The organism is Paraflavitalea pollutisoli, assembly GCF_029360705.1.
GTDB lineage: Bacteria > Bacteroidota > Bacteroidia > Chitinophagales > Chitinophagaceae > Paraflavitalea > Paraflavitalea pollutisoli.
This window is the reverse complement of sequence record NZ_JARKMX010000008.1, coordinates 34,846-53,038: the sequence shown is the minus strand read 5'-3', so window position 1 is coordinate 53,038 and position 18,193 is coordinate 34,846. Positions and strand designations below refer to the sequence as shown.

At 51.7% G+C, this 18,193-nt stretch carries 12 protein-coding genes; 5 read left to right on the top strand and 7 right to left on the bottom strand.

Annotated features, from left to right (window positions below; translation table 11 throughout):
• Positions 1 to 331 precede the first annotated feature (331 nt).
• Positions 332 to 757, top strand: coding sequence for a hypothetical protein (locus P2W70_RS14330; protein WP_276482168.1), 426 nt, complete (start codon positions 332 to 334; stop codon positions 755 to 757).
• Between the two features lie 91 nt (positions 758 to 848).
• Here the strand turns inward: P2W70_RS14330 and P2W70_RS14325 are convergent, their stop codons facing one another.
• The 6 genes from P2W70_RS14325 to P2W70_RS14300 form a co-directional block, all read right to left on the bottom strand.
• The gene (locus tag P2W70_RS14325) at positions 849 to 2,270 is read right to left on the bottom strand and encodes an alpha-L-fucosidase (RefSeq protein WP_276482167.1); all 1,422 of its coding nucleotides are present in this window, start codon (positions 2,268 to 2,270) and stop codon (positions 849 to 851) included.
• 81 nt (positions 2,271 to 2,351) lie between these two features.
• On the bottom strand, positions 2,352 to 3,572 hold the full coding sequence (locus P2W70_RS14320; RefSeq protein ID WP_276482165.1) for a DUF4998 domain-containing protein: 1,221 nt from the start codon (positions 3,570 to 3,572) through the stop codon (positions 2,352 to 2,354).
• A gap of 76 nt (positions 3,573 to 3,648) precedes the next feature.
• Positions 3,649 to 4,821, bottom strand: coding sequence for a DUF5000 domain-containing lipoprotein (locus tag P2W70_RS14315; RefSeq protein ID WP_276482164.1), 1,173 nt, complete (start codon positions 4,819 to 4,821; stop codon positions 3,649 to 3,651).
• A 28-nt stretch (positions 4,822 to 4,849) separates the two neighbouring features.
• Positions 4,850 to 6,736 (bottom strand): RagB/SusD family nutrient uptake outer membrane protein, encoded by a 1,887-nt coding sequence (locus P2W70_RS14310; RefSeq protein ID WP_276482163.1) that lies wholly within the window; start codon positions 6,734 to 6,736, stop codon positions 4,850 to 4,852.
• Between the two features lie 17 nt (positions 6,737 to 6,753).
• Positions 6,754 to 9,900 (bottom strand): SusC/RagA family TonB-linked outer membrane protein, encoded by a 3,147-nt coding sequence (locus tag P2W70_RS14305; protein ID WP_276482162.1) that lies wholly within the window; start codon positions 9,898 to 9,900, stop codon positions 6,754 to 6,756.
• 34 nt (positions 9,901 to 9,934) lie between these two features.
• On the bottom strand, positions 9,935 to 11,686 hold the full coding sequence (locus P2W70_RS14300) for an alpha-L-fucosidase (RefSeq protein ID WP_276482161.1): 1,752 nt from the start codon (positions 11,684 to 11,686) through the stop codon (positions 9,935 to 9,937).
• A 261-nt stretch (positions 11,687 to 11,947) separates the two neighbouring features.
• Here P2W70_RS14300 and P2W70_RS14295 point away from each other — a divergent pair, with 261 nt between their 5' ends.
• The 3 genes from P2W70_RS14295 (at position 11,948) to P2W70_RS14285 (ending at position 14,750) form a co-directional block, all read left to right on the top strand.
• Positions 11,948 to 13,393 carry a sensor histidine kinase gene (locus P2W70_RS14295; protein ID WP_276482160.1) on the top strand — a complete coding sequence of 482 codons (1,446 nt, stop codon included), beginning with the start codon at positions 11,948 to 11,950 and terminating at the stop codon, positions 13,391 to 13,393.
• Positions 13,390 to 14,103 (top strand): response regulator transcription factor, encoded by a 714-nt coding sequence (locus P2W70_RS14290; protein WP_276482159.1) that lies wholly within the window; start codon positions 13,390 to 13,392, stop codon positions 14,101 to 14,103. Before P2W70_RS14295 ends, P2W70_RS14290 begins: the two co-directional genes overlap by 4 nt.
• Positions 14,104 to 14,402: 299 nt before the next feature.
• The gene (locus P2W70_RS14285) at positions 14,403 to 14,750 is read left to right on the top strand and encodes a hypothetical protein (RefSeq protein WP_276482158.1); all 348 of its coding nucleotides are present in this window, start codon (positions 14,403 to 14,405) and stop codon (positions 14,748 to 14,750) included.
• A gap of 354 nt (positions 14,751 to 15,104) precedes the next feature.
• Here P2W70_RS14285 and P2W70_RS14280 read toward each other — a convergent pair whose 3' ends face one another.
• On the bottom strand, positions 15,105 to 15,995 hold the full coding sequence (locus P2W70_RS14280; protein ID WP_276482157.1) for an AraC family transcriptional regulator: 891 nt from the start codon (positions 15,993 to 15,995) through the stop codon (positions 15,105 to 15,107).
• Positions 15,996 to 16,345: 350 nt separating this feature from the next.
• Here P2W70_RS14280 and P2W70_RS14275 point away from each other — a divergent pair, with 350 nt between their 5' ends.
• A complete protein-coding gene (locus P2W70_RS14275; protein ID WP_276482156.1) occupies positions 16,346 to 18,172 on the top strand; it encodes a sodium:solute symporter family protein in 1,827 nt (608 codons plus the stop codon).
• Positions 18,173 to 18,193: the final 21 nt, after the last annotated feature.

The window sequence follows — 18,193 nt, the reverse complement described above, 5'->3', positions numbered from 1 at the left end:
AAATACAGCCCCGTTTTAAAATCCAATATCCTATGAAAAACCGAGACAAAAATAAGGGCTAGTTTACAGACTACCAATACCCCCTTGGTGGTATTTTTAAGAAAACTGTTAAAAAAGGGAATGCAGACGGTAGTAATTTCCCAAAACGGCCTACCCATACAGGTAAGAATACATATATCATCCCTGTAATTCATCACGCCCCACCTGCATTACCCGTAATTGTACCTTTAAAAAACGCGGGATAAACCGTATATTCACGGAAACCATAAAATACCCGCCCCGCCCCACCATGCTAACCTATTCGCCCGGCAAAAAAAATTATTGGCCACTTGTGCTCAAACGCGTGTTGATAACCATCGTCGCTTATGTTGTTATCGTTGTCGTATTAAAGACTTTGCTGGACGATGTGAACAATAGCATTTACTGGATCCTCGGAGGCTTGCTCGCTATAGGGATCGCCAATAGTCTCGACCATAAGCACATCCAGGAGTTGCAGATACACGAAGACACTAAAACGCTTAGCTATCAGTACCGCAGCCCACTCAATGGAGAAGGTGAAAAAGTACATATCCTGAGCCAGGTACAACTATATACCCAAACAAAAGATCATGCAGGCAAGGGATCAGAGATTACCTCTCTTACGCTGTACAAGAACAGGCGGCGGGTGTTGAAACTGCAGGCCAGCGCAGACGGCTTCACCCCCGAAACACTCAACGCCATTCGTGATCAGTTGCTTCGCCTGGGTGTAACCGAATAGGTACCGGGGTCTTTTCTATACACAACTTATCCATCAATACAAACGGCCGCAGCAGATGCTACGGCCGTTTTCCATTACAAAGGTATCAGCACTATCTTCTTTCGTTGAATACACCAAACTCGGCAATCTGCGGCGCCTCCGTGAAGCCATCGATCAGGATACGCACCTTTTCACCATACACGCGATCGAAGCGGTGGATCTTGATGCGGCCTTTATTTTCGCCGGCCAACAGTGGCTTCCAGGCGCCATTCGCGAAATACTCCAAACGATACTTCCAGATACGTGGTCTGCGCGATTCCGCCAACACGATCATGTTGAATCCTTCCTCTTTCTTCAGCACCACTTCATACCAGGGCTGCTTGACGGTTGGATTGGAGATCCAGGAACGACCAAAATCATCGTCGTTGCCAAAGTCCATGATCCACATATCATCGCTCCAGCTGGCATTGGCAGGCTGGTGTTTCGCGATATTGGAAGAGATGATCGGCGCATCGAAAGCAGGCAACTTCGCCGTAGCGCCGTTGTTCTTCCACTGCGAACCGATCTGCTTCAGTGCCGCCAGCGCATTGTCATCGATCAGGCCTTCCCGGTTGGGCGCCACGTTGAGGATGAAATTGCAATAGGCATTGTTCATCGGAACGATGTTGTCATTCACCAGCTTGTTCACGTCCTTTACAGGAGACGTCGGGAAGGAACTTTTCCAGAACCAGGCATCGTTGATCGGCAGGCACGACAAAGCCGGCAGGCGGTTACTTTCTTTGCCGATATGCTGACCAGCCCCTTGCTCATACGACTTGATATCGGTGTAATACAGCGCTTCTGCAGGGTACTTGGCCGCATTGAGGTCCATCACCAGGCAATTAGGCTGCAGCGACTTGATCAGGTTGTAGATCTCCTCAAAAGGGATATCATCGTACGAGATACGCGACCAGGGAGCATCCCAGCCATCGATGATCAGCGAATGGATTTCACCGTAATTGGTCAGCAACTCGGTCAGCTGTGCCTTCACCATCGCAATATGCTCCGGCGTAATATGACCCGGACGCAGTTTGTGGTGCGTATCGAGGATCGAATAATACAACATCACTTTCAGACCATTGGCCCGGAAAGCATTGACATACTCGCGCACCACATCTTTCTTCAACGGACTTTTCATCACGTTGTAATCCGTCGTCTTCGTATCCCAGATAGCAAAACCACTATGGTGTTTGGTAGTCAGACAGCCATAGCTCATATTGGCCGACTTCGCCGCCTTGGCCCACTGATCGCAGTTGAGCTTGGTGGGATTGAAAAGGGCCGGGGAGGCATCCGGATCGGCCCAGTCCTGGTCCATAAACGTAGGAATGTTGAAGTGGATGAACATCCCGAAACGAAGATCTACAAACCCCTGTTGCAAAGCCACAAGGTCCTGCCCGGCCTTCTTTACCTGCGCATCGGCAGCAGCGGGCATCAATAAAGATGTACAGAGACTAGCACACACCAGGGCACGCCTGGTAAACCTGAAATGATTCATTATTGCTGGATTATGATTTAAATGTAGGCACTTTTCATACATGGCAATCATCGCAACGCATCCGGATGCCTCCCATACACTTTAGGGATTGTACCAAAACGTCAACTCGCTCATATGGCTGTCCTCACTGTGATCGACCGTCTGCAGCACGCGGATACGGATATAACGCACGGAAGGGATGCCTGCCTGCAGGCTCACCCGGTAAGGAGCGGTGCCGGTAGTGGGATGCGTTACCGTTTGTAACAGCGTCCATCCCTTGGCTGTCGCCTCGGCTTCCCAACCCGGATCGTTGCCCGGCAGGGTAGTGATGGCATTGGCCAGGTCGGCCACACCCCACACCTGGTATTTGGTGACGTTGTGAAACGGATTGGCGTTATCCCGGCCAATCGTTTCCACCTGTGTCAGGTTGTAAACCCCACCCAGATCGATCGTAAAATGATGCGGCAGCCCATCACCATCCGTATGATAGATCTCCGGGTAATCGCCGGCTTTACCATCCCATAGCCAGGCCAGGTTGGTACCCCAGGCATCACCCGCCACATCTGTCGGCAACCGGACAACGCTCCAGTTGTTTTTAGCCACCGGAACGTTCTTTACAGTGATGGAATCCTTGTTGGGTACGGTGAAGGTATCGATCGCATAAGCGTAGGGCTTGTACGAGGATTGATAATTGATCCTGGTGCCCACTTTCCAGGGAAAGGTTGAGACATAAGTTCCCGAATCCACCTGCAGTACGCGCTCCACACCACCCAGATCGGTATACCAGATCTTTGTACCCGTATTGACGGTATCGGCCTTGCCCCAATTCACCACCACCAATTTGGCATCGCTCAGGTAGCTCACATTCAGCACGGCCCGGTTGAGCAGCGTGCTCTCATAGCGAGGACCCAGTACAGGCCCGGTACTGAAGGCGGGTACGCTTCTATTGCCTTCCTTGTCGTACGTATGAATGGTAAACGTATAACTCGCTTCCTGCAGTTGATCGATGAGCAGGCTGACGGTATCCACGCCCTGCTTGCGCGTGATATCCAACGCGGCAGAATCGTGGCCATTGTTCCAATACACCTTCGCCCGGGTAATGGTAGGATCCGATACCAGCAGCCAGCGCAACATCGCGCGGTTACGGCCCGGTAAAAAGCTGATCTCCGTGGCCTTGCCCGGATACACCTTGGGCTGATCCGGCAGGTAGGCTTTCCAGTCGTCCTGCTTCGCACAGGAGCCCCATACCAGTGCTGCCACCAGCAGCGCTACCGCCCCGATAGTCCATCGCCTGGCTCGTTGTATAGATGAAAAAACTTTCATGTTAAATGAGTTGAATGATTAGTAATGGTTATCGCCTCCATGTCCCGACGCATGTCGGGATTGCCTCGTTGCCTTCCTACGGCTGCCCCCAGATCGACACTTCCGCAATATTACAGGCCGCATCCGTAAAGGTGTGGATCACCTTCACACGCAGGTAACGCACCCCCTGCTTATCGAGCGGGATGGTCATTTCTTCTCCCCGGGCTGCCGCAGCAATATCATCGGCCGTCAGCTGCCCCAGTGGCAGGCCCGAAGGTTTTACCACTTTATGCTCCACCAGCTTCGTCCAGTTGTTCCACCCGCCATCAGGATCAGGATTGTTGGAACCATATATCTCCAGCTCTTTGGGATTGTTGGCATTGTACGCCCAGTCATTGACCGGCGTCTGCCGTTGCCACATAGTGATCCGGCTCAGCTTCACGGTAAGCCCCATATCGAACGTAAACCATTGCGGGAAAGGTTTGGTTTGTGTATGGAACATATCCCAGAACCCGACATAAGAGCCATTCCACAGGTTTTCCATGGGTAGCCCCCAATCATCCGCAATATCCGTAGCCAACTGCACCTTGCGGAATTTCAGCTTATCGAGCAGCTTCTCATACAAAGGCCGGTATACATTCGACAAGGTATCCGAGTGATTGCCAAACCGGTCCGTTACGTAAAAGGTAAACCGGCGGGCCGTACTGTCATAGCCACGAAGGGTGAATAACCCTTCCTCCAGCGTAGTATACTGAACGTGCGCCTGCGATAACACCCCTTTCTCATCGGGTGTCAGCACATGAATGGCTACATCTGCTTTTGCGTCGTTTTCAAAAGAGATACGCAGACCACCAAAATCTTCGCCGATCTTCAAACTTCTGTATACCAGTGTCACCGGCGGTGTCAATGGTTTAACGGTCACCGTCACTGGTTCAGAGACCTGCTCACTGCGATTGACCACATACAGTTTGATGGCATGTTCCAGTGTATCACCAAAGCCGTCCACCACCAGCTTGTTCGCATAGTACGATGCTTTCATTTCCTGCTTATTGCCAGGTTGACGCTCATACTCCGCTTTTACATATAGGATGGCGTTGTCGTGTGGCAACGAATAAGTGATCTCGGCGGCCCCTGGCAGATTCCTGACCGAGGTACTGGTCAATGAAGCAGGTACGGAACCCGCCCCGTAGAGCGAAGTATGCTCTTCTTTTTTACAGGCCGCTACTGTCAACAGCAGCGAACCAACATATATAAGATGACTTAGTTTCATGATTTGTAGTTAAGGTCAAAAGAACGGTTTACCAGCCTGGGTTCTGCACCAATTTCGGATTCACCAGGATGTCATTGTTCGAGATCGGCCACAGGTAATCCCTTACCTGGAAGGTTTGCGACCACAGCGGTTTCAACCGGTAGTAGGCGGCCGGTGCCGCCTGCGCGATATCCCAGCCACTGACCGTCTTGTTCTGCTCTTCGATCGCACGCTTCCAGCGACGCAGGTCCCAAAAACGGCTGGCCTCAAAGCTCAGCTCGATCAGGCGCTCACGCTGTATGATCGCGCGCAGCCCATCCTGCGTGGTGTACTTCGACGGGCTCTTCGAAAACTGGCTCCAGGATTGTTCCACCGACTTCAGGCCAGCTCTTTCCCGCACCCGGTTTACATAGGTAAGGATATCAGCATTACCCGGTCCCTCTGCTTCATTCAAAGCCTCTGCATACAACAGGTAGAGATCGGCCAGGCGGAACAAGGGGAATGGATATTCTTCGGTAGAGGAGCTTTGTCCCTCATTGATCACATACTTCCAGCTCACGATCTTTTTGGTGAAATAGCCGGTTACGGAGTAACCGAACACATTCTTCTGCGACTGGTTCATACCCCAGCGGGCATTTACATTCCACGTACCGTTCTGCATGTACCATTTGGAACCGTCGAAAGCAATGTCAGCATAGAAACGTGGCTCCCGATCAAAATGCAAAGTGGCTGTCTGATAACCCACCTGCATTTTTTCGCCTTCTTCAGGCACTACCGTACGCAAAGCATACCGGTTGGTATAATCGTAAGTTTTATCTTCGTCAATAGGTACACCATTCCGGGAGTAGAACTGCTCAGCGATCTTCATCGTAGGCGCCAGTTGCCCCAGCGGATCCTGGTTGCCCAGGCGGGCCGGGTCCAGTTTCGGACAAGCCAGCCGTTGCATGTAATTGTCCATGCGGCTATTCGAAGAACCCCAGATGAGTTCCTCATTCCACTTTTCACACACCGCATTCCGGATACTCATTTCTACTTTCATCGACTCCGAGAGGTTAGCGATCGGGTCATCGAACTTATACAACGTTATACCGGCAGCATGGCAGGCCTCGATGGCTTCTTTACAGGCAGTCGCTGCACGCACCCATTTCTGTTTGTCGAAAGTGGTATTGAACAATGCTGTACCGTCTGCGTTCTTCACACCGGTATAATCTGCGTTGCCATTGAACAACGGACTGGCCGCCGTCACCAGCACACGGGCTTTCATCGATAGCGCTATGGGCGCAGTGACACGCCCGAGTTCCGTAGTACGGGCCTGAATGGTAGCGGGCAACAGCCTGGCTGAAGAGTCCAGCAGGTGAACAATATAATTTGCCACTGAATCCAGTGGCGCCCTGGTCAGCTTTACCTGATCAGTCGTCGCATCTGTAGGCAGGTTCTTGTCGATGATATGGATCGCTCCATACATCCGCATCAGGTACCAGTGATAATACGCCTTCAAAAACAGCACTTCCCCTTTCCAACGCCGCAACATATAAGGCTCCAGGTCTACCACCTTGTCCACATTGTCGAGGAAGATATTACAGTCACGGATGCCCTGGTACATAGAGCTCCAGTAAGCAAAATAAGGCATGGTGGCATTCTGTTGCCCCATCGCCACACGCAACGGCTCCTGGCTGATGGTACTGAAACTGACGTCCTGCCAGGTTTCGTCGCCCGCACCGTATGCCGGGTTGTTGTTGTAATTGCCTTCACTCGGTAACCAGGAATAACAAGTGAAAAGATATTTTTCAGCCTCCGTCCGGATACTGAAAGCATTGTCGATCGTGGCTACGTTATCGGGCACCACATCGATGAACTTCTCACAGGAAGAGAGCCCCATGAGGCCGGCCAGTAAGGTGGCCAGCAAGGTATAATTGAATGAATGTTTAAATCGCATTCCGTAGAAATAAAAGGTTAAAAACTAAGGTTCACGCCTACGTTGTACACACGTTGCAGGGGATAGGCCAGTCCATTGCTGCCCATCTCAGGGTCCCACAACTTGAATCCGCTGATCACGAATAGGTTATTGCCATTGGCATAGAGCCGGGCATTCGCCAGCCCGAAACGCTTCAGCAGTCTGCCGGGGAGCGTATATCCCAGTTCAACGGACTTCAGGCGTACAAAGGCCCCGTTGCGCATCCACCAGGTAGATGTCCATTGGTTGTTTTGAATGGTCTCATCACTCAAACGGGGCCAGAAAGCATAGATATTCCGGTTACGCTCGGACCAGTGATCATCGGCGATCACTTTCAGCAAACCGCTTTCAAAGCCAAAACCATCCGCATCACGTTTGAAAGGCTGTATCATTTCATTGTTGACGAATATGGACGAACGTGCTGACCCCTGTACAAAAGCACTGATGTCAAACTGCTTGTAACCAAAGGAAAAGCCGCCACCATATACGATCTCCGGTGTTTCGGGATAGCCGATGGGTACCTGGTCGCCATTGCCATCGATCACGTTGTTGCCGTCGAGGTCGAGGTACTTGATATCACCGCCGCGCACTTCACCAAACTGTTGGGTAGGGGAGTTCTTCACTTCTTCGTCATCCACAAACAGGCGCTCAGCAATCAAGCCCCAGCGTTGCGACAGCGGATAGCCCACTTTGCTGCTCCAGGGCGTAGCATAGAGGGGTTCTTCATTCACCAGCATCTTGCTGTGCGCATACGTGAAGTTGCCTCGCAATTGCAGCCACATGCCGTTCTGGAATGATTTGTTGTAATCCATTTGCAGGTCCACGCCACGGCCTTCTGCCTCACCAACGTTCGCCTGGATATTCGCCAGCAGGCCCATCGAACTGGGTATGTAAGCGCGTGTCATCAGGATGTTCTTGCGGAGCTCGCGGTACACATCCATCGTGAAGTTCAACCCAAATGTGGTCTGTATGTCCATACCGACGTTCAGCTTGTACGCTTTTTCCCAGGTGATGGAACTGTTGGCATACCGCGTAACGCCAACCCCATTCATGGTTGTACCGAAGTTCTCACCAAACGTGGCGGCCCGGTCGGGGTTGTCCATATTCATGCTCGACAGGTAAAAGAAACGGTCTTCCGCGCGACCAATCTGGTCATTACCCACCAATCCATATGTGCCACGCAGTTTAAGTACGGAGATCTTTTTGGACAAGCCATCGAAGAAATTTTCGTTGTGCATGTTCCACGCAAGACCACCAGAAGGGAAGAAACCGAGCCGGTTGTTCTTAGAGAAACGCTCGGACCCATTGTAGCCAAAGTTGAACTCCGCCATATAGCGGCCATCATACCCATAAGTAAAACGGCCCGAAAGGCCCTGGTTCCGGTAAGGCAGCGACTGCTGCAGGTCATTGAGGACAGAATTCGCCGTCAGGTAGTTGCGCATCGTAGTGATCAGCATTCCCGACACATCATGATCGCCGAAGCTGCGGTTGTAGTTGATCGCGGCCTCCAGGTAACTGGTGGTGTTTAAGATCTTCGCACCGGGAATATAGCTCAGATATTCCGTCCCGTTCGTGTTGAGCGGACTCAGCATCGGCGACTTCCCGTCGGGACCATAGGATAGTGTATAGTAAAACGGGGAATATGCACGCATCAGGCTGAACGAACCGTAGCGCTGGGTGAAAGCCATCATACGCGCCGACAGGCCGCTGGTGATGAAATTCAGGTTCTGGCGCAGGTCCAGCTGGGCAGTCATGGTCGATGTATTCGACTGCTGGTAGCCCGATACCATATTGGCATACGGGTTGTTGTACCGGGTGCCGTTATCATCCAGCGCACTGCCAAACAACGGATGGTTCAACCGTGGCAGGTAATCCGTTGGGTAAACCGCCGCAAACATCACCGGGTTGCTCTTCAATGCCTGGTTAAAAATATTACCACCACCGCCAACAGGGCCATTGTAATCGTCAAACTGACCGGAGACCTTGATATTCGCTACTGTAGTGGATGTAGCATTGATCGTCACGTTCGTACGGATCTGGTAACTACGCAACTTAATATTGCTGTTGAAATTATTCAGCCCATTCTCCTTCAGTACACCATTGTCTACGTTATAGGTACCCGACACATAGTATTGCGCCACCTTACCTCCACCACTCATGTTCAAATTGTAACGCTGGTTATTCGTATAGTCCTTGATCAGCATCTTCAACCAATCGTTGTTGGGATACAGGTAAGGATCGCCACCGGCAGCGGTCTGATCGATCTTCTCCTGCGTGTACAAAGGCGCCCGCAACGGATAACGCGTTACCAGGGCTTCGTTGGCCAACTTCATGTACGTGATATTATCGGCGAAGCGAAAGTTCTTCGTGTTGCTGGAAGTAGAATTTTCCGCGCGTACACTGAACTTCGTCCTACCTTCCACACCCACTTTGGTGGTAACTAGGATCACTCCATTGGCGCCACGTGCCCCGTATAAGGAAGCGGCCGTAGCATCCTTCAATACCGAAAAACCGGCAATATCGTCAGGTTGCAGGCGTGCCAGGTCGTTGGGTGTCGACTCCATATTGTCGATCAGGATCAACGGATCGACCTTGCCCGACCCAAACGTGGTAACACCACGAATGAAGAAGCTGGCATTATCCTGCCCCGGCTCACCACTGCGTTGATAAGCGATGATACCCGAGATCTTACCGGCCAACATGGTCGTCAGGTTGCTGGTAGGCCCTTTCAGTTCTTTGGGATTGATGGTGGTCACGGCGCTGACCATGCTCTTCTTTTTCTGGGTACCATAAGCCACTACCGCTACCTCCTCCATGGTTTTATCACTGCCCTTCATGACCACATTGACCACCGGCTCACCCTTCACCTCGATCTCCTGCGTTCCAAATCCTATGAAGGAAAAGACGAGGGTACCGTTGGAAGGCACTTTGATAGTGTAGTTGCCTTTCGCATCGGAAAAGGTAGCCAGCGATGGATTCGATTTCAAAGAGATCGTAACGCCTTCGAGGGCGGCCGTATCGGAACGAACCGTTCCTTTCACGACGATCTCGCTCGATTGGGCCTGCGCATCGTGGATGGTCCCCAGCAGCAGACAAAACAAAAGGATGGGTTTGATCCTTTTGAATACGTAATGATACGTGTTCATAAGCAGTCTTGAGTTTTGGTGTATAGAGAAATAACTATTGCAAACTGATCTGTCGCAGGTTCATAGCTTTCCAGCCTGCGGGGTCGGGCTTCAACGTAACTGTATGCAGGCCAGGCTTGTCGATCGTCACTGTTCCTAATACCACTTCGTTATACTGGTTGTAGTCGCCTGTACTGCGCACGGTAGCGTCAATCGTCTGGTTGCCGATCTGCACGTTGAAGGCGCTGGCTTCGGCAGGCGTACCCGCCACCGCTTTAAGGGTGTAGGTACCTGCTTTTGCAAACTCCACCTTCCAGGATACCCACGAAGCAGCACTGGTCCAATAGCCGATATTCCGGTTATCCCAGTTTCCTTCCGTCATGGCACTCGATTCACCGGGCTGGTTGTGGATATCCGCCGTCTCGGCGCCCAATACCACACGACCGTCAGCTTCTTGCTTCACCGAATAGGGCTCGATGGTCATCGCGCCCTGTATCTTCACCTCGATCACCGAAGCCACCTCGTCTGGCGCCAGCAGGGGCACTTGTATTTGCAGTCCCTCCGCCGTAGCAGCAGCGGTGAGTTTGGCGCCCCCCGCCAGCAGCCGAACCGACTGCACCTTCGCTTTGAGCCCCGGCACTGTCAACTGACCGTTGGTGGGCCAATTGAATACATGCAGGTACAGAGAAGTGGCAGCACCTTCCACCCGTTTGGTGGCACGGCCCCAGGGTAATATCTTGAACGGACTGGCAGTAGTGCCATAGACCGATTCACCGTTTACCTTCGTCCACCGGCCGATGGCCGCCAGCCGCTCGATGATGGGAGCGGGGAATTCGCCTTCCGCCGTAGGGCCTACATTCAGGAGGTAGTTACCGCCTTTGGAAGCAATGTCGACCAGGTTGCGGATGAGGGTAGCAGATGATTTCCAGTTGTTGTCTTTCGTTTTGAAACCCCAGGTATCATTCATCGTCATGCAGGTTTCCCAATCGCGACCGGCAATACCGGTGGCCGGAATATACTGTTCGGGCGTAGTGATATCCCCTTTGTAACCTCCACCCAAGCGGTCGTTGGTGATGATGCCTGGTTGTAAAGCCAGCAACGCATGCAACTTGTCTGCACGCTCCTTGTTCATATCGGTCGGCACATCCCACCACAGCTCCACCACATCACCATACTGCGTCAATAACTCCTTCATCTGCGGGATCGCTACCTTGTCGATATACTCATCCATGCCATTGCCTGCCTGGGTCTTGTCCCAGTGACCACGGGCAGCGGCACCACCCGGATTGTACCAGTCATTGGCCTGCGAATAATAAAAGCCCAGTTTCATCCCTTGCTTCCGGCAGGCCTCTACCAGTGGCTTCAGCAGGTCTTTGCCATAGGGAGTAGCTTTTACGGCTGTCCAGTCGCTTGCTTTTGAATCGAACAGGGCAAAACCGTCGTGGTGCTTGGTCGTCACCACGATGTACTTCATACCGGCTTCCTTCGCCATCGTGACCCACGCATCGGCATTGTATTTTACCGGGTTGAATTGCTGTGCATAGCCGGCATATACCGAACGAGGTATGCTCACGTCGTGCATGATCCATTCACCCAATCCATCCACGGGTTTGCCCTGGTATTCACCAGCCGGAACGGCATACACACCCCAGTGAATGAACATGCCCAGTCTCGCCTTGCGCCACCAGTCCATTTTCGATGGACCGGCAGGCGGGTGGGCGATGGATTGCGACAAAACCAACTGAATGGGTACGATAAAAACAAACAATAAAGCCCAGGTACGGCGGGTCAGGATCGATAGCTGCATAGTGCGGCAATATTTTATAGATGGTCAGAAAATCGGGACAGGAGTAAGGCTTCCCCGCCTTCGGCACACGGATAGTCCAATTACCAGCACCTCCATTAGAAAGGCCTGACAGCAGTAGGGGATTGGCTAAAATTAACAGAGAATTCATCCCAGGCTTGTCAATGGAGTTCAAACGAATTGTTAACAGAAATTAAATGAGGCGGCATAACAGCGGGATTGCGCCTATCTTTAACCCTTCGCATTTTGAAACCAACAGGCTGCATGAAGTACACCATCACCGTACATAAGACCATCGCCATCGTGAGCTTCCTGATCCTTTCGGCAGTGCAGTTCTTCCTGGTGTACAACACCTACGAGCTCAAGAACAAACAGTATTATCTGCAAGAGAAAGACCTGATCAAGAAAGAGTACAGCATCAGCGTACAAAGCGACCTCATCTTTCCGGGCGGTGCCAGGATCATCGATACCGCGATGTACCGCAACCTCGTCAACATGGAACGTTGGTACCAGCAGAGCCCCGATAGTTTCAGCTGGCACACACAACGCATACTCGATAGCACGGTGCGGGTGCTCCGCCAGGCAGAGAACGTCGACAGTATCCTGGAAGACATCCGTAAAAAGTACAACATCCGCACAGCACTCACGTATGGATTGGCGATCGACGTATTGGAAGTGAGTTTTGGTCAGCGCCAATACAAAAGCATTTACACCAAGGAGAAGCACTATCCAGGCATCGCCGATTCGCTGCAACATGCCGGCGGCCTCTGGTTAGGTGGTGACCTCGACCAGGTGAATGAGAACAACAAGATCGTTACCGTATCGGTAGGCGGGGTCAATGATCGCAACTACCGCATCGCGTATAGCTTTTATGTAGATAGCCGCAACCGACAGATGGACATCCTGCAACGTATGATGCCCACTTTTGCGCTGAGTATATTCTCCATACTTGTGGTCGTGTTGTTGTTCTTCGTAACCTTACGCAACTGGATCAGGCAGAAAAAACTATCCGAGATGAAATCCGATTTCATCAACAGCATCACCCACGAGTTTCATACACCACTGGCGGCCATCATCGTTGCCAACAAGACCTTGCAAAATGAAAAGGTGAATGTGACCCGCGACACGGTGCAGCCCCTGACGGAAGTTATTGCCCGTCAATCGGACCGACTCAAAACGCTGTTCGGCCAGGTGCTCGACATCACCAGCATGAATGTGATCGTGCTGAAGAAAGAAACACAATCGGTCCACCACCTGCTCGAGGAGATCTTACTCGACTACCGGATCAATCTCGGCGGAGCCCCGGTACAATTGACACTCGAAAAAGAAGCAACCCGCGACATGGCACAGATCGACACTTTCTGGTTCACGACGGTGGTGCAGAACATACTCGACAATGCCATCAAGTACAACCACCAGGAGCACAAAGCGATAACGGTCAGTACGGCCAACGATAAAAAACAGTTGCTGCTCCGCATCGCCGACAATGGCGTGGGCATGAATACAGAGACCCAATTGAACCTGTTCGAAAAATTTTACCGGGGGGTGCCCACGCTACAGGGAGAAGCCAAAGGATTGGGCCTGGGCCTGTTTTACGCAAAACAAGCCATCGACGCCCATCACTGGAAGATAGAGGTAATCAGCAAGGAAGGAGCAGGCAGTGTATTCACGATCACCCTGCCGGTGGAAAACCAATCAACAGAACTATGAAATCGAGTATACTGCTGATAGAAGACGAGATAGACCTGGGTAATGTCGTCAAACAATACCTGGAGATCATGGACTTCACCGTCGACTGGAGCCAGGACGGTAAAGCCGCATTGACATTGTTCCAGGCCAATGCCCGGAAATACGATATCCTGCTCATCGATATTTCGCTGCCGGGTATGGACGGCTTTCAGCTGGCAGAGAAGATCATACAAATCAATCCGCAAACGCCATTCCTCTTCCTCACGGCCCGCAATGAGCGCGCTGATAAATTACACGGCCTCAAGATCGGCGCCGACGATTACATCACGAAGCCATTCGATATCGATGAACTGGTATTGCGTATCCGCAACATCATCAAGCGCCATGCGGGCAACCCTGCCGTGACAGAGCCCTCCACCCAACGCTCGTTGATCGAGCGGGGCGATGTACAATTCAATAAAGACTCCCTGAAGCTGGTGATTGGTAGCCATGCGGCCATCATGCTCACGCCCAGGGAGTCTGAACTACTGGAGTTCCTTTTCAACAACGAAAACAGGATTTTAAAGCGGGAAGAAATACTGACCCGGCTCTGGGGAGAAAATGACTATTTCCTGGGCCGTAGCCTGGACGTCTTTATCTCCCGATTGAGAAAACACCTTAACAAATCTGATTACATCAGCATCTCGAATGTGTACGGGGTTGGGTTCGTATTCAACGTAAAGGAAGGATAGGAATAGGGTACGGCTAAAAACAACGTTACAAGAACATATCGTAAGTACGAGAACAATTTCCTGCACAGATTGCTGATTGCCAAATATTCTGTACTTACTTGTTTCCCATCAAGCGCTCATCAACTTCCATTTGACCTACGACAAGTCGATTACACCCTAAACAGGCCCCAATCCGGGGATTTCCTGGTACAATAACAGGCAATTTACCAGCACTTCGGCGCTATTTACTGCCTTGTAGCAGGTCATCGGCGGCTGGTGGCTGATGGCATGTGTTTTGAAAACATCCTACAAAAACAGCCATGTCAACATCAGAACGTATGACGACGCTCGTGCAGGTGTTGGAGAAACTTCGCCAGCAAAAGAAAGACAATGAGTTCCGCTTAACACCGGAAGGATTTACCATCGGCAGGGGCAAGCATTATCAACCTGATGACCTCAAGATCATCAGGACATTCCGCTTTGAAGGAGAATCCAATCCCGACGATTCTTCCATATTGTACGTGATTGAAGCGAAAGATGGTACGGTGGGCTATAGCCTGGATGCCTACGGCGTTGCCAGCAACCACGATGACGACGGAGATTATGACAATTTTGTACGCCAGATACCCGTGGAGAACCGCGACGATCAATTGACATTCGAACTCTGATACACACGATAGAACCTCGAAACATCACCAGAAAGAAGGACGAACCACCCAATAGGTAAACGATCCCTGCGCAATTGGCGCGGGGATCTTTGTTGTAGGGGCTTCTCCGACATATAGAGGAGTTATAGAGCACTTATAGAGGACTTATAGAGCTATTATAGAGCCAGCCATCCCAGGGGTAGCCGAGGGGTATATAGGGGCTAGCCATGGGGCAGGGGTTACTGGCCCGCCCGGAGGGCCGGTGTGTGTTTCAGCACCAGTTCATAAAACACCTTGATGCCTGCTGAAGGGACCCCTCGATGCCTCGAGGCCTGGTTGCCTCGGTGCCTGGTTGCCTCTTTGCCTGGATGCCTTTTAAATAAAGATCCGCCGGCCCGAGAAACTCTCCCGGAACTCACGTGGTGTGCAGTTCTTCTTCTTGCGGAAAATGCGATTGAAGTTCGACATATTGTTGAAGCCGCAATGGTAAGCGATCTCCGCCACCGATTGGGTGGTATCGATCAAGAGGCGGGTGGCATGCCCCAGCCGGATCTCGGTGAGGCTATCGATAAAGGTATTGCCCGTCCGTTGTTTGAAGAACCGGCTGAAAGCCACTTCCGACATATTGGCCAGTTTGGCCACCTCTGCCAATCCGATCGGGCGATCGAAATTCAGCTTCATGTATTCGAAGGTTTTTTCCACCCGGCGACTATTATAACTAAAAGGTTCAGCCGTATTGAAAGAAGCATCCGAAAGCGTGCGCATGTTGCGCGACGTCGACAGGTCATGCAGGATCGACATCAGCTCCAGCACCGAATCGAAACCATGCTTGTTGTTCATATCGATGATACGTGGCGCTACCCGCAACGCCGTTTCTTTCGAGAACAGGATACCGCGCACCGATCGTTCAAACATGGTGCGGATAAAACTCAATTGATTGCGCCGCAACAGCCGCTCATCAAACAGGTCTTTGTGAAACTGGATCGTGATCTCCCGGATCTCCTTACCCTTACTCCGGTGGGTAAACCACGCATGCTGCAGGTTGGGCCCCACCAGCACGAGCTCGATGTCGTCGATCTCTTCCATATGATCGCCGATCACCCGTTGTGCGTTCTTCGCATGTTGGATGAAGTTAAGTTCGTACTCTTCGTGTGTGTGCAGGGGAAAATCGAACTCCGATTTGACACGGCTGAACAACGTAAAGCAATCGCTTTGCGTGAGCGGCGTAATCTCGCGTAGAATATCCGTTTTGGTAACCTTACTCATAGGCAGCAGAAAAATTGATGCAGGAATCTTTTCAAATGTAGGGAAAGAACGGTAATAAAGTATCAGCGTCCATCCTCCCTTTCTCATTCCGGATAGCCGTTTACAATCAGGCAGTTTACTACAGGGTGATCATCTGTGCATACGATTGCCTTCCTAAAAAATACCGGAAAAAGTTAAAATAGTACTTGTAGCACAGTAGGGCCGGAAATACTTTTGGACAAACATTGTAGCTGTATGAACGCCCCGGCAATCTCCTGGAAACTTCGTCTATTCCCGTTATGGTTAGTTGCCTTCGTTCGCGATGCTCCTAAAAAGGGTGTATTTTAATCCCCCAAAAAGTACACCACCTTATGAAATTGACCCTGCTCGACATCAGCATCATCGTTGCCTACCTCACCACCATGGTGATCATTGGCTGGGTGCTGCGCAAAAAAGCCCGTACCAATAAAGAGAATTACCTGATGGGCGGTAAAAAACTGCCCTGGTACATGCTCGGCCTCAGCGACGCCTCCGACATGTTCGACATCAGCGGCACCATGTGGATGGTCGCCCTCTGTTTCGTGTATGGCATGAAGAGCGTATGGATACCCTGGCTATGGCCCGTCTTCAACCAGGTCTTTATGATGATGTTCTTATCCAAATGGCTGCGCCGGTCCAATGCCACCACCGGTGCCGAATGGCTCGCGACCCGCTTTGGGATCAGCGGTAAAGGCGTAAAAGGATCGCACAACATCGTCGTGGCATTCGCCCTGCTCAGCTGCTTCGGGTTCCTGGCCTACGGCTTCATCGGCCTGGGTAAGTTCATCGAGATCTTCCTGCCCTGGCACCTCGTGCAGGACTATATTCCCTTCGCCGTATCCAAAGAATTCGTACCACACTTTTACGGCATCATTTTCACCGCCTTCGCCATGTTCTATTCCATCCTGGGCGGCATGCACAGCATCGTACTTGGTGATGTGATCAAATATTGCGTAATGACCGTGGCCTGCATTTCCATCGCCATCATTGCCATGATCCACCTGCGCGGCAACACCTTGAACGTGCCCGCAGGTTGGGAAAATCCCTTCTTTGGCTGGCAACTCAACCTCGACTGGAGCCGCATCATTCCCGATGCCGGCAAAAAGATCAGCGATGACGGCTATGGCCTCTTCGGCATCTTCTTCATGATGATGCTGTTCAAAGGCGTACTCGCCAGCCTGGCCGGCCCGCCCCCCAGCTACGACATGCAGAAGATCCTGTCGACCCGCTCTCCCAAAGAAGCATCGAAAATGAGCGGCTTCGTATCCATCATATTACTCCCCATCCGGTATGCCATGGTGATCGGGCTGACCGTGCTGGCCCTCCTGTATTACCAGCAGCTCGATCTCGGCGATACTTCCAAGGGCACCGATTTCGAAAAAGTACTGCCCGCCACCATCAATGCCTTCCTGCCTGCCGGTATCCTCGGACTGGTTCTTACCGGATTGCTGGGCGCCTTCATGGGCACCTTTTCCGGCACCCTCAACGCAGCCCAGGCCTATATCGTCAACGATATCTACCTCAAGTACGTCAATCCACAGGCGAGCAACAAAAAGATCATCCTGATGAACTATACCGCCGGCATTGTCGTGGTCGTGATCGGCATCGTGCTGGGCTTTTTTACCAAGAGCGTCAACAGCATGCTCAACTGGCTGGTAGGTGGCCTCTACGGCGGCTATATCGCCGCCAATATGCTCAAGTGGTTCTGGTGGCGCTTCAATGCCCACGGCTTCTTCTGGGGCATGACGAGTGGCATTGCGGCCGCACTCATTTTCCCGCGGATCGTAGACGGTCTAGATCTGTACTACTGGCCCTGGTTGTTCGTCATCAGCCTGGCAGGCTGTATCATCGGCACCTACACCGCACCAGCCACCGATATGGCACTGCTGAAAACGTTCTATCGTACCGTAAAGCCCTGGGGATTCTGGCAGCCCGTACACGAGCAGGTCGCCGCCGAAGACCCCTCCTTCGTGCCCAACAAACGATTCAGGCTCGACATGTTCAATGTAGCGCTCGGCATCATCGCCCAATGTTGTCTCACGCTGTTGCCCATGTACATCGTGCTCTGGCTCAAATTACCCTTATTGATCACCGTCTCGATTTTACTGGTCATCCTATTCATACTTAAAAGGACCTGGTGGAATAAACTGGAGGATTAGCCCAGTCCCCTTCATATTCAA